The sequence below is a fragment of the Methylobacterium sp. J-048 genome, from assembly GCF_022829515.1.
GTDB lineage: Bacteria > Pseudomonadota > Alphaproteobacteria > Rhizobiales > Beijerinckiaceae > Methylobacterium.
On record NZ_JAKSYL010000287.1, the window covers coordinates 222847 to 241717 of the forward strand.

At 67.7% G+C, this 18871-nt stretch carries 18 protein-coding genes and 1 other RNA gene; 13 read left to right on the forward strand and 6 right to left on the reverse strand.

Annotated elements, in window-relative coordinates; genetic code table 11:
* The first annotated feature begins 81 nt into the window (after positions 1-81).
* From MKL09_RS28910 to MKL09_RS28925, 4 genes are all read left to right on the forward strand, one after another.
* Positions 82-342: a PepSY domain-containing protein gene (locus MKL09_RS28910; RefSeq protein ID WP_244025397.1), complete on the forward strand. Its 261-nt coding sequence runs from the start codon at positions 82-84 to the stop codon at positions 340-342.
* Positions 343-383: 41 nt separating this feature from the next.
* An RNA gene (ffs, locus tag MKL09_RS28915) (signal recognition particle sRNA small type) lies at positions 384-482 on the forward strand.
* Between the two features lie 37 nt (positions 483-519).
* On the forward strand, positions 520-2412 hold the full coding sequence (locus MKL09_RS28920) for a DNA polymerase III subunit gamma/tau (RefSeq protein ID WP_244025398.1): 1893 nt from the start codon (positions 520-522) through the stop codon (positions 2410-2412).
* Between the two features lie 83 nt (positions 2413-2495).
* On the forward strand, positions 2496-2819 hold the full coding sequence (locus MKL09_RS28925; protein ID WP_243944965.1) for a YbaB/EbfC family nucleoid-associated protein: 324 nt from the start codon (positions 2496-2498) through the stop codon (positions 2817-2819).
* 148 nt (positions 2820-2967) lie between these two features.
* Here the strand turns inward: MKL09_RS28925 and MKL09_RS28930 are convergent, their stop codons facing one another.
* Positions 2968-3870 (reverse strand): DMT family transporter, encoded by a 903-nt coding sequence (locus MKL09_RS28930; RefSeq protein ID WP_244025399.1) that lies wholly within the window; start codon positions 3868-3870, stop codon positions 2968-2970.
* 109 nt (positions 3871-3979) lie between these two features.
* Here MKL09_RS28930 and MKL09_RS28935 point away from each other — a divergent pair, with 109 nt between their 5' ends.
* The gene (locus MKL09_RS28935; protein ID WP_244025400.1) at positions 3980-4477 is read left to right on the forward strand and encodes a MarR family winged helix-turn-helix transcriptional regulator; all 498 of its coding nucleotides are present in this window, start codon (positions 3980-3982) and stop codon (positions 4475-4477) included.
* 24 nt (positions 4478-4501) lie between these two features.
* On the opposite strand, the gene MKL09_RS28940 is transcribed toward MKL09_RS28935, so the two are convergent.
* Positions 4502-5938, reverse strand: coding sequence for a dienelactone hydrolase family protein (locus MKL09_RS28940; protein ID WP_244025401.1), 1437 nt, complete (start codon positions 5936-5938; stop codon positions 4502-4504).
* A 273-nt stretch (positions 5939-6211) separates the two neighbouring features.
* Positions 6212-7831, reverse strand: a complete 1620-nt coding sequence (locus MKL09_RS28945; RefSeq protein WP_244025402.1) for a phosphoenolpyruvate carboxykinase — start codon at positions 7829-7831, stop codon at positions 6212-6214.
* A gap of 407 nt (positions 7832-8238) precedes the next feature.
* Between MKL09_RS28945 and recR the strand changes: the two genes are divergently transcribed.
* From recR to truA, 4 genes are all read left to right on the forward strand, one after another.
* On the forward strand, positions 8239-8844 hold the full coding sequence (gene recR, locus MKL09_RS28950; RefSeq protein WP_244025403.1) for a recombination mediator RecR: 606 nt from the start codon (positions 8239-8241) through the stop codon (positions 8842-8844).
* Between the two features lie 125 nt (positions 8845-8969).
* Positions 8970-9485: a peptide deformylase gene (gene def / locus MKL09_RS28955; protein ID WP_244025404.1), complete on the forward strand. Its 516-nt coding sequence runs from the start codon at positions 8970-8972 to the stop codon at positions 9483-9485.
* Positions 9485-10420, forward strand: a complete 936-nt coding sequence (gene fmt, locus MKL09_RS28960; protein ID WP_244025489.1) for a methionyl-tRNA formyltransferase — start codon at positions 9485-9487, stop codon at positions 10418-10420. The genes def and fmt overlap by 1 nt, the downstream gene beginning before the upstream one ends.
* Positions 10420-11172: a tRNA pseudouridine(38-40) synthase TruA gene (truA, locus tag MKL09_RS28965; RefSeq protein ID WP_244025405.1), complete on the forward strand. Its 753-nt coding sequence runs from the start codon at positions 10420-10422 to the stop codon at positions 11170-11172. Before fmt ends, truA begins: the two co-directional genes overlap by 1 nt.
* Positions 11173-11185: 13 nt before the next feature.
* On the opposite strand, the gene dapE is transcribed toward truA, so the two are convergent.
* The gene (gene dapE, locus MKL09_RS28970) at positions 11186-12355 is read right to left on the reverse strand and encodes a succinyl-diaminopimelate desuccinylase (protein ID WP_244025406.1); all 1170 of its coding nucleotides are present in this window, start codon (positions 12353-12355) and stop codon (positions 11186-11188) included.
* A gap of 255 nt (positions 12356-12610) precedes the next feature.
* Between dapE and MKL09_RS28975 the strand changes: the two genes are divergently transcribed.
* The gene (locus tag MKL09_RS28975) at positions 12611-12910 is read left to right on the forward strand and encodes a PilZ domain-containing protein (RefSeq protein ID WP_244025407.1); all 300 of its coding nucleotides are present in this window, start codon (positions 12611-12613) and stop codon (positions 12908-12910) included.
* A 38-nt stretch (positions 12911-12948) separates the two neighbouring features.
* Here the strand turns inward: MKL09_RS28975 and MKL09_RS28980 are convergent, their stop codons facing one another.
* Together MKL09_RS28980 and MKL09_RS28985 are read right to left on the reverse strand one after the other, a co-directional pair.
* Positions 12949-15291: an amylo-alpha-1,6-glucosidase gene (locus MKL09_RS28980; RefSeq protein ID WP_244025408.1), complete on the reverse strand. Its 2343-nt coding sequence runs from the start codon at positions 15289-15291 to the stop codon at positions 12949-12951.
* A gap of 148 nt (positions 15292-15439) precedes the next feature.
* Complete coding sequence (locus MKL09_RS28985; RefSeq protein ID WP_244025409.1) at positions 15440-16570, reverse strand: glycosyltransferase family 4 protein; 1131 nt, start codon at positions 16568-16570, stop codon at positions 15440-15442.
* A 373-nt stretch (positions 16571-16943) separates the two neighbouring features.
* Here MKL09_RS28985 and rpmI point away from each other — a divergent pair, with 373 nt between their 5' ends.
* From rpmI to pheS, 3 genes are all read left to right on the forward strand, one after another.
* Positions 16944-17147 (forward strand): 50S ribosomal protein L35, encoded by a 204-nt coding sequence (gene rpmI, locus MKL09_RS28990; RefSeq protein ID WP_007561407.1) that lies wholly within the window; start codon positions 16944-16946, stop codon positions 17145-17147.
* A gap of 50 nt (positions 17148-17197) precedes the next feature.
* Positions 17198-17575, forward strand: a complete 378-nt coding sequence (gene rplT / locus MKL09_RS28995; protein ID WP_244025410.1) for a 50S ribosomal protein L20 — start codon at positions 17198-17200, stop codon at positions 17573-17575.
* 186 nt (positions 17576-17761) lie between these two features.
* Positions 17762-18844, forward strand: a complete 1083-nt coding sequence (gene pheS / locus MKL09_RS29000) for a phenylalanine--tRNA ligase subunit alpha (protein WP_244025411.1) — start codon at positions 17762-17764, stop codon at positions 18842-18844.
* The last annotated feature ends 27 nt before the right edge of the window (positions 18845-18871 follow it).

The following is an 18871-nucleotide window of genomic DNA, read 5'->3' on the forward strand; positions in this document are numbered from 1 at the left end:
CAAGAGGATCGCAGGTCTACCGGAACCTGGACGCCTTGTTCCTGTTCAAAGCCGGCACGCAACGAGGAAACGGAGACCGCCATGCGCCTTGCCACGCCCCTTCTCGCCCTCACCCTGGCCGCCGGCCTCACCAGCGTCGCCCGCGCGGACGAGAAGCTGCCGCCCGACCAGCAGGCGAAGGTCGAGGCCGTGCTGCGCCAGGAGGGCTTCACCAAGTGGAAGGAGATCGAGCTCGACGACGGCATGATCGAGGTTGACGACGCGATCGACGCCAACGGCAAGCAGTTCGACCTGAAGCTCGATCCGAAGACCCTGGCCGTGGTGAAGCGCAAGGCCGAGTAGCCGGCGCTTGCGTTCGGCCAAGAGCCCGGCCATATAGCCGGCGGGGGGTTGGCGAGGGACGTTTCACTCGCCAACCGGGTCAGGTCCGGAAGGAAGCAGCCCTAACGAGACCGAGCGGGTCTTCGTCCAGCCTCCCACCTTGATTTCCTGGCGCTCGGCAGCCTGATCCGACACGGCATGGACGCTTCGACCGGCACGCCTGACGACGAGCCGGGCCTGCCCGGGTTCGTGAGTCCCGCCAGCGCGGCGACGCCCTACCGGGTGCTCGCGCGGAAATACCGCCCGACCAATTTCGGCGACCTGATCGGCCAGGACGCCATGGTGCGCACCCTCGCCAACGGGTTCTCAGCCAACCGCATCCCGCAGGCCTGGATGCTGACCGGCGTGCGCGGGGTCGGCAAGACCACCACCGCCCGCATCCTGGCCCGCGGCCTCAACTACGCCCGCGCCGGCGTGCCCGATACCGGGCCGACCGTGTCGATGCCGGAACTCGGCCTGCACTGCGCGGCGATCATGGAATCCCGGCACATGGACGTGCTGGAGATGGATGCCGCCTCGCATACCGGCATCGACGACGTGCGCGCGATCATCGACGGCATCCGCTACGGGCCGGTCTCGGCGCGCTACAAGGTCTACATCGTCGATGAGGTCCACATGCTCTCCGAGAAGGCGTTCAACGCCTTCCTGAAGACGCTCGAGGAACCTCCCCCCCACGCCAAGTTCGTGTTCGCCACCACGGAGATCCGCAAGGTCCCGGTTACGATCCTGTCGCGCTGCCAGCGCTTCGACCTGCGCCGGGTTGAGGCGCCGGTCCTGCACGCGCATCTCGCCAAGGTCTGCGCGGCGGAGAAAGTCGAGGCCGAGGACGAGGCGTTGGGCGCCATCGTGCGCGCCGCCGAAGGCTCCGTGCGCGACGCGCTCTCGCTGCTCGACCAAGCCATCGCCCACGGAGCCGGGGCGGTCACGGCGCAGAGCGTGCGCGACATGCTCGGGCTTGCCGACCGGGCGCGCATCCTCGACCTGTTCGAGGCGGTGATGCGCGGCGCGGTGCCGGCGGCGTTCGCGGAATTGCGGGCGCAATACGATTCCGGCGCCGACCCGTCGGTGGTGCTGTCCGACCTCGCGGCCTTCACCCACCTCGTGACCCGCCTGAAGGTTGTGCCCGAGACCGCCTCCGACCCGACGCTGAGCGAGACCGAGCGGGTCCGCGGCGGCCAGTTCGCGGAACAACTCTCGATCCGTGCCCTGTCGCGGGCCTGGCAGATCCTGCTCAAGGCGATCCCCGAGGTCCAGGCCGCGCCCCGCCCGCTGGCCGCGGCCGAGATGGCGATCGTCCGCCTCGCCTACGCGGCCGACCTGCCGACCCCCGACGAGGCCCTGCGCCAGCTCAAGGCCGAGGCTGCATCGGCGCCATCCGAGGAGGCACCGCCCGCCTCGGCCCGCCCGCCCCTGCCGTCGATCCCCGACCTGCGCGGCGGCGGCCAGACCGCCGCGGCCGTCGCGCCCCGTCCGATGCCGGTCGCGGCCCCGATGGTGTCGGCCGCCCCGGCACCCCTGGCGATGCCAGTCTCGGCGCCGGCACCGACCGCGATGGCCGCCCCGGCGGAGCGGCCGGCGGCGGCCCCCGCCCTGCGTCTCAGCCGTTTCGAGGACGTGGTCGCGTTGGCCGACGCCAACCGCGACATCCTGCTCAAGACCGCCCTGGAGCGGGACGTCCACCTCGTGCGCTTCGAGGAAGGGCGGATCGAGTTCCGCTTGGCCCCGGGCGGACGGGCAACCCTCGCCACCGACATCGCGGCCGCGCTCCTGCGCTGGACCGGCCAGCGCTGGGTCGTGTCCGTGTCCAGGGAAGCGGGTGCGCCGACCCTCGACGCCGCCGTGAAAGCCGCGACGGAGACCCGCCGCGAGAACGCGGCCGCCGACCCGTTCGTCCGCGAGGTGCTGACGCGCTTCCCCGGCGCCGAGATCGTGGACGTGCGCGAGACCGCCCCTCCTCCCACGGCCGAGCCGGAGAGTTCGGCGGACGGCGATACGGTCCCGGCGGACGAAGCCCCGGACGACGACTTCTGAGGCGCCCCCCGGTCGAGCGCACGTGGCAGCCCGGCCATGTCGTCCCCAGATAGACTCACCGATACGCGACGAGAGAAAGCTGCATGCGCGACCTGATGGGCATCATGAAGCAGGCTCAGGCCATGCAGGAGAAGATGGGCTCCCTGCAGGCCGAGCTCGACGAGATCGAGGTGACCGGCGCCTCCGGGGGCGGCTCCGTGCGCGTCACAATGAGCGCCAAGGGCCAGATGAAGGGCGTCACGATCGATCCGTCTCTGATGGTCGCCGACGAGCGCGAGATCCTCGAGGACCTGATCGTCGCCGCCTGCAACGACGCCCGCGGCAAGGCGGAGGCGACCATGCAGGAGCGCATGGCCGAGCTGACCAAGGGCCTGCCCCTGCCCCCCGGCATGAAGCTGCCGTTCTAGGGGCGGCCCCGGAATACGGGCGCGGAGCCACGGATCTCCGGATCGCTCTCCTCATCCCGAGATGCCGGGTGATCGAAGATCGCTCGGCCTCGAAGGATGAGGGCGAGGATTGTAAAGGTGGGTCCAGCAATCGCGAGCCGCGTCTTCGTCAACGCGGCCGCCGGCTGACCAGGACGATTCCGGTGAGGATCAGCGGGATCGCGAGAGCCAAGACAGGCGGGAACGTCTCGCCGAGAAGCGCGACCGCCAGCCCCTTTCCGGTGATCGCGCCGATCCAGCCGATCTGGCTGAGCCCGACCGGGCCGCTCACTTTCTGAAGGAAGAAGAACAGGCCGTAGGTGGCGGCGATGATCGCCGCCTGAACCGGCAGCACCGCGAAGGCCCAGGTCGGGGGCACCGGGACGAGCGGCACGGCGGCCAGGATGGCGTAGGCGCCGATCATCACGGTTGCGGTCAGCACCATCACCGGCGCGAGCAGGCGGGGCGACGTATCTTCGGGCCACGCGACCGTGCGATAGATGTTGCCGGCGGCCACGCTGACCGGCGCCGCGAGCGCGAGGCCGGCCCAGAGCCCTCCACCCTCCGCACCGGTGAGGCGCGAGGCCGCGAACAGCACTGCGCCGCCGAGCCCGAGTGCCATCCCGACCACGCCTTGAACCGAGACCCGATCCATCCCGAGGATCAGCGCCAGGCCGTAGGTCAGGAGCGGCGGGAAGGCGAGGCAAAGCGCGACGAAGCCGGCCCCGACATGCGGGATCGCCACGAAGGACAGGATGTTCGGCAAGGCGAAGCTCAGCAGTCCGGCCTGCAGCCCGTAGCGAAGGAGGGTCGAGGACGGCTTCAGCCTCTCGCCGGCCAAGCCCGCGGAGGCCGCCAGGACCAGCCCGCCGCCCAACGCAGACCAGAACAGAAAGCTGATCGGATGCCAGCCGAGACCGCTGGCGAGGCCGGCCATGACGGTGGTCAGCCCTAGCAGGAACCCGGTCGATAGCAGCAGACCGTAAGCCTTCGACGCGACCGGAGGCGTGATGGTTTGACCCGTTGCCCCCATCGCGTTTCTCCACGTCCGGCAAGGAGACCGGCGCAATTGCCTGCAGGCCCCTCTGCACCTAAAATCTCGATGCAAAGTATCTTGATGTCAAGATATCAAGGAACGTGAGATGGCGCCCTTCGAGGACCGGGCTTCCCGTGCCGTCGCGCAATGGCGCCGTGAGCGGCCCGACATCGATCCGTTTCCCATGGAGGTTGTGGGCCGCCTGACCGAGTTGGCGCAGGGCATCCTGCGCGACCGGCTCCATCCGGCCTTCGCGGGCTTCGGCCTCCAGCAGGGCGAGTTCGACGTGCTCGCGACCTTGCGGCGGTCGGGCGCGCCCTACGCGCTGACCCCGACGGCGCTCTGCGACGCGACGATGATCTCATCGGGCGGGATGACCGCGCGGATCGACCGCCTGGAAAAGGCCGGCCTGATCGAGCGGCAGACGCACCCGACCGACCGGCGCGGGACCCTCGTCGCGCTGACCGACCCGGGCAAGACGCTGATCGACGCCATGCTGCCGGCCCATGTCGCGACCGAGCGCGGCATCCTGGCACCGCTCACGGATGAGGAGCAGCGCATTTTGAACGCGCTGCTGGCGAAGCTGCTCAACGGGCTTGGGTAATCGGTTCGTCCGGCGCCGCTCGCTTCAGTGAGAGGCGGCCGCCGCTTCGGACCAGACGACCGCCCCGTCGACGGCATAGGCATGGCAATCCGGGGGGCCGCGGTCGCCGCAGGCGGCCAGTGCAGCTGCAACCGGATCCGGATTGCCTGTCGACATCGACCAACGGCCATCCGGCGCGATGACGAAGGCGCGGGGGCGCGAGCGGGTCAAGAACTGCTTGTATGCATCACGGCCGGCGTCATTCACGTAGGGTATGGCGGTGGTATCTTCGAGTTTGGCGAACTGCGTCGGCGGCGGTGCGGGTGTCGGATGCGCCCATACGACATCGTCGTTGAAGGCATAGGGCCAACATTCGATGCCGTGCCGCTCACACGCTGCAAACCCGCCGGCCAGGGGATCAAAGCCCCCCGTGTTTAAAATCACCGCCTTGTTCGGTGCGATCAGGAACGCGCGCGGATGCGAGGAGGTGAGGAATTTTCGGTATGTCTCTCGATTTGAAGCATTCAGGAACGGAACAGACTCGACATCGTCAATTACAGAGTAATGGGTCGGCGCAGGCGGCGACATCGGTACGTAGTCCGGAAACTTTTTCTGGCTTGGCAAACCCAATCTCTCTAGAAAGCTGTCGAGAGATTGAGAATATATGAAAACACCATACGGATCACTCAGAAGATGATGGGAGTCGGATTTATAAGGTCCAAACGCGATCATCTCGGCTTTTCCGCCTTGCTCGACGTATCCGCGATGCATGGCTTGCCAGAGGGGCTTCGGAAAGACCTGATCGTTGTCGCCATACAGCCAGAGCGACGGGACGCGACTGATGGCAGCGATCCGGCGGGTGCTTTGGACGAGTGCCTCGTTGTCGTTTGAACAGGCGGAGGAATGGATACCGCCATAGAAATTGACAATCGCCACCACCCGCGCGTCTTGGAGCGTGCCGACAGCGAGGGAATTCCACCCCCCGATACTCGAGCCCCCTACGACGACACGCCGAGAATCGATCTCGGGCCGCGTCCCGATTTGATTGAGGACCGCCTGGATATCGGCGGCACTGTTGCGCCCCATGTCATCGAGACGGCACCCTGTTGCCTGGATCGAACCGCCAGAGTGGCCGAACCCACGCATCACCGGCAGCGCGACAGCGTAACCTCGCGAGAGGAAGTAGTACACGCCCATATTTCGATCGATATTCGTCTCGTCGACGAGAGCACGTTTGTCTTTGCTGCCGTCTCTCCGATTGCTGCCGTGATTCCAGATCACGAGCGGGAATGGGCCGGGCCCCGGAGGCAGGACCAGACCGACCTTGAGCCGGACAGGACGCAGCGGATCGCCGGCCAGATCAAGTATCATCCGCTTAGCCGGCGGCGGCAGGCCGCCATTTTCGGAATGATTTCCAGTGTCTGCCTGCGCAGATAGCGAACAGATCAAAATCGCAATCAGATAAACAATGCGGCTCAGCAAGACAAAATGCTCCCGACATCATGGCCGGGAGCAGAGTAGCAAGGATTTTTGGGGCTTCGAACCCTAAAAAAATTCGAGTTTTTATGCCCGCGCGCGGATCATTATTGCGGCGTTGCCTTGATTGCTATCGCCCTTGCCTGAAACCTGGCTGTCACTTTTCGCAAGTGATGCGAAAATCTCGGCTCGATTGCATTGGAACGAACTTCAAGTCCTCGCACGACGCCATACGATCAGCGGGCGGCAGCCATCCAGGCCGCCGCCCCTGTCTCGCTTTTACGCGGCGATGGCCTGCGCGGTCGGGCCGGCGGCGCGCACGTCGGAATCCACGTGCGCCTCGAAGCGCTTGAAGTTGTCGTCGAACATCTTCACCAGCCGCGCCGCGGTCTCGACAAAGGCGCCCTTGTTGCCCCAGGTCTTGACCGGGGTGAGGATGTCCGCCTCGACACCCGGGACCGAGACCGGCACCGCGAAGCCGAAATACGGATCGCGACGGAACTCGGCCTGGGCGAGCGAGCCGTCGAGGGCCGCGGTCAGCAGGCGGCGAGTGACGCGGATCGGCATGCGCTGTCCGGTCCCGACGCCGCCGCCGGTCCAGCCGGTGTTGACCAGCCAGCAATCGACCGCGTGCTCGGCGATCAGGTCACGGAGCAGGTTGCCGTAGACGCTCGGGTGCCGGGGCATGAACGGGGCGCCGAAGCAGGTCGAGAAGGTCGCCTCCGGCCCGGTCAGGCCGCGCTCGGTGCCGGCCACCTTGGCGGTGTAGCCCGACAGGAAGTGGTACATCGCTTCGGCGCCGGTCAGCTTGGCGATCGGCGGCATCACCCCGAAGGCGTCGCAGGTCAGCATCACGATGTTCTTCGGATGCCCGGCCCGGCCGGTGGCGCTCGCGTTGGCGATGAAGTCGAGCGGGTAGGCGCAGCGGGTGTTCTCGGTGAGCGAGGCGTCGTCGAAATCCGGTACGCGGGTGACCGGATCGATCACCACGTTCTCCATCACGGTGCCGAACCGCTCGGTGGTGGCATAAATCTCGGGCTCGGCGTTGCGCGAGAGACGAATCGTCTTGGCGTAGCAGCCGCCCTCGAAGTTGAAGATGCCCGCGTCCGACCAGCCGTGCTCGTCATCGCCCAGCAGCTGGCGCGAGGAATCGTTCGACAGGGTGGTCTTGCCGGTGCCCGAAAGGCCGAAGAAAATCGCCGAGCCGCCCTCGGCATCGAGCGCCGCATTGGCCGAGCAGTGCATCGGCATCACGTGCTGGCCGGGCAGGATGTAGTTCAGGTAGGTGAAGACCGACTTCTTCATCTCGCCCGCGTAGGCCGAGCCACCGATCAGCACGAGCTTCTTCGAGAAATCGATGGCGATCACGGTCTTGGAGCGGCAGCCGTGCCGGGCCGGATCCGCTTGGAAGCTCGGCAGGTCGATGATCGTCAGGTCGGGCACGTAGGCCGTGAGCTCGGAGCGGTCCGGCCGGATCAGCAGATTGCGGATGAACAGCGAGTGCCAGGCGAACTCGGTGAACACCCGGGCCTTCACCCGGTGGGCCGGATCGGCGCCGCCGAAGAGGTCCTGGGCGAACAGCTCCTTGCCCTCGGCGTGCTTCAGGAAATCCTGGTGCAGCACCGCGAACTGCTCGGGCGTGATCGCGCCGTTGTTGTCCCACCAGATCTCGTTTTCAGTGCTGGCATCGCGCACCACGAACTTGTCCTTCGGCGAGCGGCCGGTATGGCTGCCGGTGGTCGCCACCAGGGCGCCGCCGCGGGCGAGTTGGCCCTCCTTGCGGGACAGGGACTCCTCGTAGAGGCGCGGCGCCTCCAGGTTCCAGTGGACGGCCGTCAGCCCGCGGAAGCCGGCGGCGTCGGCCGTATGGGCCGCGTTGTGATCACCGATGTTGGTCAAGACCGTATCTCCCGGGGCCCCTGTTCGTGCCGTCGACGCGACATGACCGGACGCCTTCGGCATCCGGGATTGCACCGGGGGACGTCCGTGCGGTCGTACAGGTCCGCCGCACGCTGGATCTCCGTTCCCCGGTCGCTCTTCCGCACCATACTGGATAGGCGGCCAAGCGTTGCCGTCTTACTGGGTCCTGCCGGGCGCCTGCAACGCGGCTGAGCGGATTTGACCACAGTGAAAGTCGCAGCCAGCCGTAGCTGTAACCAGTTGGAACTGGGTATTCTTAATTCCGGCCGCCGCAAAGCGTGCTGGAAATACCCATCTCGGCGGTGGGCGGAGATGCGCCCTTGCGTGACGCCCGCCGGCCGCTATGCCCTGGCGGACGTTCCCCAGACCCTCGCCCAAGAGGCACGATGCCCCAAGCCGTCGCCGGCCCCGAAATCGAGCGCCTGATCCAGCTTCTGTCCCGGATGCCGGGCCTGGGACCGCGCTCGGCGCGGCGGGCCGCGCTCCAGCTTATCAAGAAGCGCGAGACGCTGCTCGGGCCGTTGGCCGATGCCATGCGGGTGGCGGCCGAGCGCATCGTGGTGTGCACCAGTTGCGGCAACGTCGACACCTCCGAGCCGTGTACGATCTGCCGCGACGCCGAGCGCGATCCCACGACCCTGGTGGTGGTAGAGGACGTGTCGGACCTCTGGGCGCTGGAGCGGTCCGGCGCCGTGAAGGCGCGCTACCACGTGCTCGGCGGCGTCCTCTCGGCGCTGGACGGCGTCCGGCCCGAGCACCTCAACCTCGCCAGCCTCGTGGAGCGCGCGGCCGATCCCGCGGTGAAGGAAATCATCCTGGCGCTGAACGCCACCGTCGACGGCCAGACCACCGCCCACTACCTCACCGAATCGATCCGGCACCTCGACCTCAAGGTGACGCGCCTCGCCCACGGCGTTCCTGTCGGCGGCGAGCTGGACTATCTCGACGAGGGGACGCTCACCGCGGCGATCCGCAGCCGAACAGCCTTCTGAGCGCGCCCGTCATCCGGAGCGCGACGCCACGGCCGAGACCGTATTTGACCGGCCTCGACCCACGCCATATTGCCTGAAAATCCCTGGGGTCCGCGAATGCGGCGCTCCCCCTGCCGGTTTGCGCCATGACCATCCGCCCGCTCGTCATCCTCCCCGACGCCGTCCTGCGCCGGGTCTCCGATCCGGTCGGGCCGATCACGCCCGAGATCCGCACCCTCGTGGCCGACATGTTCGAGACGATGTACGACGCGCCCGGCGTCGGGCTGGCGGCGATCCAGGTCGGCGTGGCCAAGCGGGTTGTGACCATCGACACCTCGAAGGAAGAGGGCGTGCGCGATTCGCGCGTGTTCATCGATCCGGAGATCACCTGGGCCTCCGACGAGAAGCGGGTCTACGACGAGGGCTGCCTGTCGATCCCGGAATATTACGCCGAGGTCGAGCGGCCGGACCGGGTCCGGGTGAAGTTCCGCGACATCGAAGGCCAGGAGCAGGAGATCGAGGCCGACGGCCTGCTGGCGACCTGCATCCAGCACGAGATCGACCACCTCAACGGCGTGCTGTTCATCGATCACATCTCGAAGCTGAAGCGCGACCGGGTGATCAAGCGCTTCACCAAGGCGGCCAAGCGCGACGCGGCCTGATTCCGATGCGCGTCGTCTTCATGGGCACGCCGGATTTCGCAGTGCCGACCCTCGCGCGGCTCGCGCGGGACGGCCACGACATCGCCGCCGTCTATACCCGTGCTCCGGCCAAGGCCGGCCGTGGGATGAGCCTACGGCCGTCCCCAGTCCACGCCCAGGCCGACACCCTCGGGATCCCGGTCCTGACCCCGGCGAGCCTGCGCACGCCGGAGGCCGTCGAGACTTTTGCCGGGCACTGGGCCGACGTGGCCGTGGTGGTCGCCTACGGGATGTTGCTGCCCCAAGCCATCCTCGATGCACCGCAGCACGGCTGCCTCAACCTGCACGGATCGCTGCTGCCGCGCTGGCGCGGAGCCGCCCCGATCCAGCGCGCCGTGATGGCCGGCGATGCCGAGAGCGGCGTCGGCGTTATGCAGATGGAGGCCGGGCTCGATACCGGGCCGGTCGCTCTGGAAGGCAAGGTCCTAATCCGGCCCGGCATGACCGCCGGTGAGTTGCACGATGCGCTGATGCCGGTGGGCGCTGCGTTGATGTCCGAGGCGCTCGAACGCCTGGGCCGCGGCGACCTGACCTTTACCCCGCAATCTGCCGAAGGCGTCGTCTACGCCCACAAGATCGGCAACGACGAGGCCCGGATCGACTGGTCGCGCCCGGCCGCCGAGGTGGCGAACCGGATCAACGGCCTGTCGCCGTTCCCCGGCGCGTTCTTCGCGGTCGATCTCGGCAAGGGGCCGGAGCGGGTGAAAGTCCTCCGGGCTTCGCGCGGTGACGGCGCGGCCGCGCCGGGTACTTTGTTGGACGCCGAGGGCCTCGTCGCCTGCGGTGACGGCGCGATCCGGCTGCTCGAACTGCGCCGGGCCGGCAAGAGCGGCAGTGCCAGCGGGGCCGAGTTCATCCGCGGCGCGCGCCTCGCACCCGGCAGCCAGCTCGGCTGATGCCCCGTTACAAGCTCGTCATCGAATACGACGGTACGCCGTTCTGCGGCTGGCAGCGCCAGACCGACGAAGCCACGGTCCAGGGTGCGATCGAGGCGGCGGTGACGCGCTTCTCCGGCGAGGATGCCCGGCTCACCTGCGCCGGCCGGACCGATGCCGGGGTTCATGCCATCCATCAGGTCGCCCATCTCGACCTCGCCAAGGACTGGCGGAGCGACACCGTGCGGGACGCGGTGAACGCGCATCTGCGCCCGCTTCCGGTCGCCGTGCTCGCCGCGGAGATCGTCCCGGACAGTTTCGACGCGCGCCGCTCGGCGATCCGCCGGCATTACTGCTACCGCATCCTGAACCGCCGCAGCCCGGTCGCGCTGACCCGCGGCCAGGTCTGGCACGTGCACTGGCCGCTCGACCCGGAGGCGATGCACCACGCTGCCCAGCGCCTCGTCGGCCATCATGATTTCTCGGCGTTTCGCGCCGCCGAGTGCCAGGCGAACAGCCCGATGCGGACGCTGGAACGGCTCGACGTGGCGCGCACGACCATGGCCCTGCACGAGGAGATCGTGGTGACGACCTGCGCGCGCTCGTTCCTGCACCATCAGGTGCGGGCCATGGTCGGGACGCTGATGCTGGCCGGCTGCGGACGGCTCTCGGCCGACGAGGTCGCCGACATTCTGGCCTCAGGGGAGAAGCGCCGTTGCGGGCCGTTGGCGCCGGCCTGTGGGTTGACGTTCGTCGGGGTGGATTACGCCTGAGGGACCAGCGCGGTCAGCTCCGCTCCGAAAAATACGCGTCCAGCACCCGCCCGTAGATCGCGGTCAGCCGCTCCAGATCCGCCACGGCCACGCATTCGTCGATCTGGTGCATCGTCTCGCCGACCAGGCCGAACTCGATCACCGGGCAGGCACCCTTGATGAACCGGGCATCCGAGGTGCCGCCGGTGGTGGACAGGATCGGCGTCAGGCCGGTCTCGGCCTGGATCGCCCGGGAGACGAGATCCACGAAGGCATCCGGCTGCGTCAGGAAGGCCGGGGCGTTCGACGGCTGCAGGTCGAGGGTGAAGCGCACGGCGTTGCCGGCCGCCTGCTCCAGCCGGCGCTGGAGTTCGGCGCCGAGGCTGGCCGCGGTCCAGTCGTCGTTGAAGCGGACATTGAAGGTGGCCCGGGCAGTGGCCGGGATCACGTTGGTGGCGGGGTTGCCGACATCGATCGTCGTGAATTCGAGGTTCGAGGCGTCGAAATGCGCGGTGCCGCGGTCGAGCGGTTCCGCGACCAGCGCCGAGGCGAGCCGCAGCAGACCGGGGATCGGGTTCTCGGCCTTGTGCGGATAGGCGACGTGGCCCTGGCGCCCCAGCACCGTCAGCTTGCCGGTGAGCGAGCCGCGGCGGCCGATCTTGATCATCTCGCCCAGCCGCCCCGGATTGGTCGGCTCGCCGAGCAGGCAATGATCGAAATGCTCGCCCCGGGCGCGGGCCCAGTCGAGCAGCTTGACCGTGCCGTTGACCGCCGGCCCCTCCTCGTCGCCGGTGATCAGGAACGCGATCGAACCGGGAAACGCGCTGCCTCGGTGCGCGATGAAGGCCAGGGTCGCGGCCAGCATGCAGGCGATCCCGCCCTTCATGTCGGCGGCGCCGCGCCCGTAGAGCATTCCGTCCGCCACCGCCCCGTCGAACGGGCCGTGACGCCAGGCGCCGTCACCTTCCGGCACCACGTCGGTATGCCCGGCAAAGACGAGGCAGGGCCCGCGCCCGCCGATCCGGGCGTAGAGGTTCGGCGTATCGGGATAGCCCGGCTCGGAGAAGACCGGCCGCTCGACCGAAAAACCCGCCTCGGCCAGGGCCTGCGCCACCACGTCGAGGGCGCCGCGATCCGCGGGAGTCACCGAGGGACAGCGGATCAGCGCTTGCGCGAGCGAAAGGGCGGAGTGTTCGGCCGGCATGGGGCGTGTCCCGGAACGGAGGGTCTGGCGGTGCCCCTTACACCAAGTCGAAGGGATCCGAGGACGGCACGTGGTCCGATCGCAGCACACGAGTCCGCCTCGGACGACCGGTTCGGCGCCGCAAATTCGAGCCGCCACGTGCTGAATCCTCGCACGAGTGCGTGAAGTCAGATCCGATCGGCGACCCAGTCAGACTTTCTCAGTCCTGCCCGCGATATCGTGCGCGATTGAACAGTGCACGATGGGATGGGGTCGATGAAGAGCAGGGAGGGCGGCTTCCCCGTCGAGGCGGCAGCCGACAGGCGCGACGAAGGGCGACGCGAGGTTCTGATTCCGGCAACGATCCAGTTTCCCGACGGCGAATCGATTTCCTGCATCCTGCGGGACATGTCGTCGAGCGGCGCCATGCTGTCGGTCTCGCGCCGGCACCGCCTGCCGCTCACCTTCACCCTCTCGGTGCCCGGCCACAACACGAGCTATCCCGTCCGCCGGGTCTGGCAGCGCGCCGACGCAGCCGGCATCGTCCTCGACCTCCCGCCAACCGACGAGGCGTGAAGGGCGCACGCCTGCCGCGGCAGGCGTGCGACGCGCGATTACTTCGTCACGACAAGGTGGGCGTCGCCGTGGCGACGCAGCACCGAGACCGTGACGTCGTCGTCGTAGCGCTGGAACCGGATATCCAGGCGCGAGGATCCCAGCTTGACGTTGTAGAGCGTCACGCCGTCGAGGAAGCCCGGCAGGATCGGGTTCTTGAGCCGGACGCTGTTGCGGTCATGGTCGAGTTCCAGGCCGAGGCAGGCGGCCAGGAACGCGAACGGCGCCGCCGCCGCCCAGGCCTGCGGGCTGCAGGCGACCGGGTAGGCCACGGGACCGCGCTGGCGCCGACGCATGAAGCCGCAGAACAGCTCCGGCAGGCGCTTCTGGTCCTGGTAGAGCGAGGTGTCGAACATCCCCTGAAAGATGCGCGCCGCCTCGTGCTTGCGGTCGTACCGGGCCAGCCCCATCGCGATCAGGGCGTTGTCGTGCGGCCAGATCGAGCCGTTGTGGTAGGACATCGGGTTGTAGCGCGCCTCGCCCTTGGCGATGGTGCGAACGCCCCAGCCGTTGAAGCCGTCCTTGCCCAGAAGGGTCTCGGCGACCCGGGCCGCCCGCTCCGGCTTGGCGATGCCGGTGAACAGCGCGTGCCCGGCATTCGACGAGCGCACCGCACATTGCTTCTTGGCGCCGTCCAGCGCCAGCGCGTAGGTGCCGATCTCCTCGTTCCAGAAGGCGGCGTCGAACCGTTCGCGCAGGGCGACCGCTTCCTGAGACAGGCGCTCGGCCATCGGATCGTGCCCGAGCAGCGCCGCCAGCTTGGCCATGCCGTTCTTGGCGGCGTAGACGTAGCCCTGGACCTCGCAGAGCGCGATCGGACCCTTGGCGAGCTGGCCGTCGGTGTGGAAGATCGAATCGTGGCTGTCCTTCCAGCCCTGGTTCTCGAGGCCCTTGTCGGTGTCGCGGGCGTATTCGACGAAGCCGTCGCCGTCCCGGTCGCCGTAGCGGTCCATCCATTCCAGCGCGAGCTCCAGCGACGGCCAGATCGCCCGGATCGTCTCCAGATCGCCGGTGACGGCGTAGTATTCCCAGGCCAGCATCACGAAGAGGGGCGTGCCGTCGATCGTGCCGTAGTAATGGCGGAACGGCACCTCGCCGAGCATCGCCATCTCGCCCCGGCGGGTCTCGTGCAGCACCTTGCCGGGCTGAGCATCCGCTGCGGGATCGACCGCCTTGGCCTGGGTCGCAGCGAGGTAGCGCAGGACGCCGCGGCCGAACTTCGGATCGATCCACAGCGCCATCAGGGCGGTGATGATGCCGTCGCGGCCGAACACGGTGGAATACCAGGGAATGCCGGCGAAGGGGTAGATCCCCTCCGGCGTCCGGCTCGCCAGCATGTAGAGGTCGGCGGTGGCCCGGCACAGCCCCTCGTTGAACTGGTCGTTCGACGAGATGATCGTGGTGATCCCGGCCGTCATCTCGCGCAGGTCGCGGCGCGAATCACGGTAGGCGCGCGCGAAGATCGTACCCTCGGCGAGATCCTTCGCCTCGCGCCGCGCGCCGCCGACATTGGCCGCGAGGGTCAGCTTCGCGGCCGCGTCCTCACCGACCATCTCGCCGCTCGGCGGTTTGGTGAAGGCCCGGTGCGCTTCGAAGGATACGCGAATGAACAGCGAGGCGCGGCCTTCGGGCGGCAGCGAGACGTCGAAGACGACGCGGCCCGGCTCGATCTGGTCCGGTTTCGGGCCGAAATGCAGCGACGTGGTGCGCACGATCTCATCGAGCCCGACGTAGCGGAACTGCACCTCCCGGTCGCTCGCGACCAGGACGCCGCGCTTGCCGCGCTCCTTGCGGTCGGTGCCGCGCACCTCGAACAGGTCGCGGTAATCGGCATCGAAGGTGACGGCGATGCGCAGGCGGCGAAGCTTCGAATCGAAGGAGCGCAGGCCGATCCGGTCATAGCAGGCGCCCCGGAACAGGAACTTGGTGCGCTCGATCGCGATGGTCTCGCGCGGGATCGAGGTCTCGTCGTGAGCCTCGAGCCGGATGTCGGGCGTCGTCATGTCGACGCTGAGCGCGCCGTTGTCGTCCTGCATCACGGAGGACAGCATCAGCGGGCGCTGCCCCTCCACCGTCAGTTCGAGGCGGGACAGGTAGCGGGTGTCCTGGAAGTACAGGCCCTCCGGGCCGGGCTGCACGCCGATATCGCCGTAGGAATCCAGAACCCCGAAGGCCTCGCCGAACTTCAGCGCGCGCAGGGGCCGCTCGACCAGCGAGGTATGGGCCTCGATGTGGTAGGTCGGCAGCACATCGTCGGCGTCCTGGAAGCCGGGCGCCACCGTGACGGTGCTGGCCTGTGTCCGGGCGGTCGCATTGTGGGCCGCCGTATTCTCCGCCGCCATGCAGAACGTCTCCGAGTGCGTGTGAGGGGTACGAATCGAGAGGGCCGCCGCATCAACGCTGATGCGGCGGCCCTCGTGACCATTCGGATGAGGCGCCTTTACGATGCTAGGCCGGGCCGGCCGTATCTCGCAAGCCCGATGCCGGATCTCAGGCCGGCATCGCCGCGACGGAGATCGCCGGCCGCGCCGAGCCGTTGACGTCGCCGTAATGCGGCTTGAAGCCGGATTTCGGCAGCTGGATCACGTCGGCGCCGCGGGCAAGGAGTTCCTCGTAGGCCGCGACGTATTTCTTGACCATGCACTCGGCGGTGAACTGACCCTCGAAGTGGCGGCGCACGCCCTCGCGGCTCATGGTCTTGACCTTGGCCACGGCCTCGACCGCATCGTCCATGGTCTCGCAGAGCACGCCGCTGACGCCGTCCTTGATCACTTCCGGGACGGAGCCGTTGCGGAACGCGATCACCGGGGTGCCGGCCGACATCGCCTCGATCATGACCAGGCCGAAGGGCTCCGGCCAGTCGATCGGGAAGGCGAGCGCCAGGGCATTGCCCAGGAAGGCCTTCTTCTGCTCTTCGTTGATCTCGCCAATGTATTCCACCAGCGGATGATGGGTCATCGGTTCGATGACCTCGTCCCAGTAATCCTGGTCGGCCTTATCGACCTTGGCGGCGATCTTGAGCGGGGTCCCTGAGCGGATCGCCATCTCGATGGCGCGGTCGGGGCGCTTCTCCGGGGAGATGCGGCCGAGGAACGCCAGGTAACCACCCTTGGCGTCGGGGGTATACGGGCAATTCTGGGACGGCAGGCCGTGATGGATCGTCGCCAGCCAGTTGACGTTCGGCGGCATCGGCTCACGCTGGTTGTCGGAGATCGACACGAGCGGCATGCCGGTGAAGGTCCGGTAGACCGGCATGAAATCCGGCACGTCGAGGCGACCGTGCATCGTGGTGATGCACTTGTGGTTCAGATCCTCGAACATCGGATACTGAAGCAGGTCGATGTGGAAGTGGAGGATGTCGAACTCGTGCGCCCGGCGATGCACTTGGTGCAGCATGGCCAGGTGGCTCGCGGTGTGATCCCGGTAGCCGAGCAGGCGCAGGCCTTCGGGCGTGCAGGCTGCCAGCTTGGCCGACGTCTCCGAATCGCCGCTGGCGAACAGGGTGACATCGTGGCCCTGACGGACCAGTTCCTCTGTGATCCAGCTGACGACGCGCTCGGTGCCGCCGTAGAACTTCGGAGGGACGGCCTCCGACAACGGAGCGATCTGGGCAATGCGCACGAAGTGTCTCCTAGATGGCCGTATTTGACGGGGGGTCTAACCCTGCCGGCCTGAGCGGGACATGAATGAAACCGACAGCCAAGGTTATGGTTCCTGCGCCGGGGGGTGTCGCTGCGCGTTTTGTGCAGTGCAGGAGCTATCCCCGCATTCCCCGATGCGCGCGGCCTTTCCGGCCGTGCCAGGGCGCTACCGGCCGGCGGCGGAAGCCGTTGCCGTCGCTGCGGGTTTCTGTCATAAGCCGCCCCGCGTCGAACCGCCCGGCCGATAGGGCTGCCGTGGCGGCTCGTGCTGCTCCACCAGAAGCATCATCGCGCACACCTCATCCGACCCTCACGGGTCGGCCCCGTGGGATTTTCGCGCAACGGAGAGCCAAATGCCCAAGCTGAAGACCAAATCAGGCGCCAAGAAGCGATTCAAGATCACCGGCACCGGCAAGGTGATGTACGCCCAGGCCGGCAAGCGCCACGGGATGATCAAGCGGACGACCAAGCAGATCCGCAACCTGCGCGGCACCACGACCCTGTTCGAGGGCGATGCCGCCAACGTGAAGAAGTACTTCCTGCCGAACGCGCGGTAAGTCTTCGACACCCGTTGCCACTGTCTTTCGTCGAAACCAGGAGATAACCGATGGCCCGCGTCAAACGCGGCGTGACCAGTCACGCGAAGCACAAAAAAGTTCTGAAGGCCGCCAAGGGCTATTACGGCCGGCGCAAGAATACCATCCGCATCGCCAAGCAGGCGGTCGAGAAGGGCATGCAGTATGCCTATCGCGACCGCAAGAATAAGAAGCGCACGTTCCGCGCCCTGTGGATCCAGCGCCTCAACGCGGCGGTGCGCGAGCACGGCCTGACCTATTCGCGCTTCATCAACGGTCTCGCGAAGTCCGGCATCGTCGTCGACCGCAAGGCGCTGTCGGAACTGGCGATCCACGAGCCGGCGAGCTTTGCCGCCGTGGTCGAGAAGGCCAAAGCCGCCCTGCCGGCTTCGACGGCCAAGGCAGCCTGAGGCTCAATCTCCCGCGCAGGCGGACGGAAGGCGCGGCTCTCCTTTGGGAGCTGCGCCTTCGTCGTTTCCGAGCTGCCGCGGAGCGGACCTGTCTCCGTTTGCGCGGATGCCCTGACTTGCGCGAATGCAAACGGCGCGCAAAAGCATGCGGCGATCGCGGACCGCCAACCCAGTTCGAAAAAAACGATGACCGATCTCGATACCCTCGAACGCGATCTCCTGGCCCAGGTGACGGCTGCGTCCGACGAGGCCACCCTCGACGCGGTGCGCGTGGCCGCGCTGGGCAAGAAGGGCAGCGTCTCGGACCTGCTCAAGACGCTGGGCTCCATGACGCCGGACGAGCGCAAGGAGCGGGGGCCACTGATCAACGGTCTGCGCGACCGGGTCCAGGGCGCCGTGACGGCGCGCAAGACCGCCCTGGCCGAGGCCGCTCTGGAGGCCCGTCTCGCCTCCGAGCGGGTGGACGTCACGCTGCCCCTGCGCGAGGCGCCGGAGGTGCGCGGCCGGATCCACCCGATCACCCAGGTGATCGACGAGATCACCGCGATCTTCGCCGATATGGGCTTCGCCGTCGCCGAGGGCCCGGATATCGAGACCGACGAGCTGAACTTCACCGCGCTCAACTTCCCGCCGGGCCACCCGGCCCGGGAGATGCACGACACGTTCTTCCTGGCGCCGGACCATACCGGGAAGCGCAAGGTGCTGCGCACCCACACGTCCCCGGTCCAGATCCGCACGATGCGATCGCAGACGCCGCCGATCCGGGTGATCATCCCGGGCCGGACCTACCGGCACGATTCCGACCAGACCCACACGCCGATGTTCCATCAGGTCGAGGGGCTGGTGATCGACACGGCCGCCAACATCGCCAACCTGAAATGGGTGCTGGAGGAGTTCTGCAAGGCGTTCTTCGAGGTCGACGGCGTGACGATGCGCTTCCGCCCGTCGTTCTTCCCGTTCACCGAGCCGTCGGCCGAGGTCGACATCCAGTGCTCGCGCAAGGGCGGCGAGATCCGCTTCGGCGAGGGCACCGACTGGCTCGAGATCCTGGGCTGCGGGATGGTGCACCCGAACGTGCTGCGCAATTGCGGCCTCGATCCGGACGCGGTGCAGGGCTTCGCCTTCGGGGTCGGCCTCGACCGCATCGCCATGCTGAAATACGGCATGCCGGATTTGCGCCCGTTCTTCGAGGCGGATGTCCGTTGGCTCGACCATTACGGCTTCCGGCCGCTCGACGTGCCGAGCCTGATCGGCGGTTTGACGGGGTAAGGCGCGAGGCGATCTCTCCGGCTCAGG

Coding starts and splice junctions, on each gene's coding strand:
- MKL09_RS28910 (WP_244025397.1), top strand. CDS start 82: ATGCGCCTTGCCACGCCCCTTCTCGCCCTCACCCTGGCCGCCGGCCTC.
- MKL09_RS28920 (WP_244025398.1), top strand. CDS start 520: ATGGACGCTTCGACCGGCACGCCTGACGACGAGCCGGGCCTGCCCGGG.
- MKL09_RS28925 (WP_243944965.1), top strand. CDS start 2,496: ATGCGCGACCTGATGGGCATCATGAAGCAGGCTCAGGCCATGCAGGAG.
- MKL09_RS28930 (WP_244025399.1), bottom strand. CDS start 3,870: ATGGGGGCAACGGGTCAAACCATCACGCCTCCGGTCGCGTCGAAGGCT.
- MKL09_RS28935 (WP_244025400.1), top strand. CDS start 3,980: ATGGCGCCCTTCGAGGACCGGGCTTCCCGTGCCGTCGCGCAATGGCGC.
- recR (WP_244025403.1), top strand. CDS start 8,239: ATGCCCCAAGCCGTCGCCGGCCCCGAAATCGAGCGCCTGATCCAGCTT.
- def (WP_244025404.1), top strand. CDS start 8,970: ATGACCATCCGCCCGCTCGTCATCCTCCCCGACGCCGTCCTGCGCCGG.
- truA (WP_244025405.1), top strand. CDS start 10,420: ATGCCCCGTTACAAGCTCGTCATCGAATACGACGGTACGCCGTTCTGC.
- dapE (WP_244025406.1), bottom strand. CDS start 12,355: ATGCCGGCCGAACACTCCGCCCTTTCGCTCGCGCAAGCGCTGATCCGC.
- MKL09_RS28975 (WP_244025407.1), top strand. CDS start 12,611: ATGAAGAGCAGGGAGGGCGGCTTCCCCGTCGAGGCGGCAGCCGACAGG.
- MKL09_RS28980 (WP_244025408.1), bottom strand. CDS start 15,291: ATGGCGGCGGAGAATACGGCGGCCCACAATGCGACCGCCCGGACACAG.
- rpmI (WP_007561407.1), top strand. CDS start 16,944: ATGCCCAAGCTGAAGACCAAATCAGGCGCCAAGAAGCGATTCAAGATC.
- rplT (WP_244025410.1), top strand. CDS start 17,198: ATGGCCCGCGTCAAACGCGGCGTGACCAGTCACGCGAAGCACAAAAAA.
- pheS (WP_244025411.1), top strand. CDS start 17,762: ATGACCGATCTCGATACCCTCGAACGCGATCTCCTGGCCCAGGTGACG.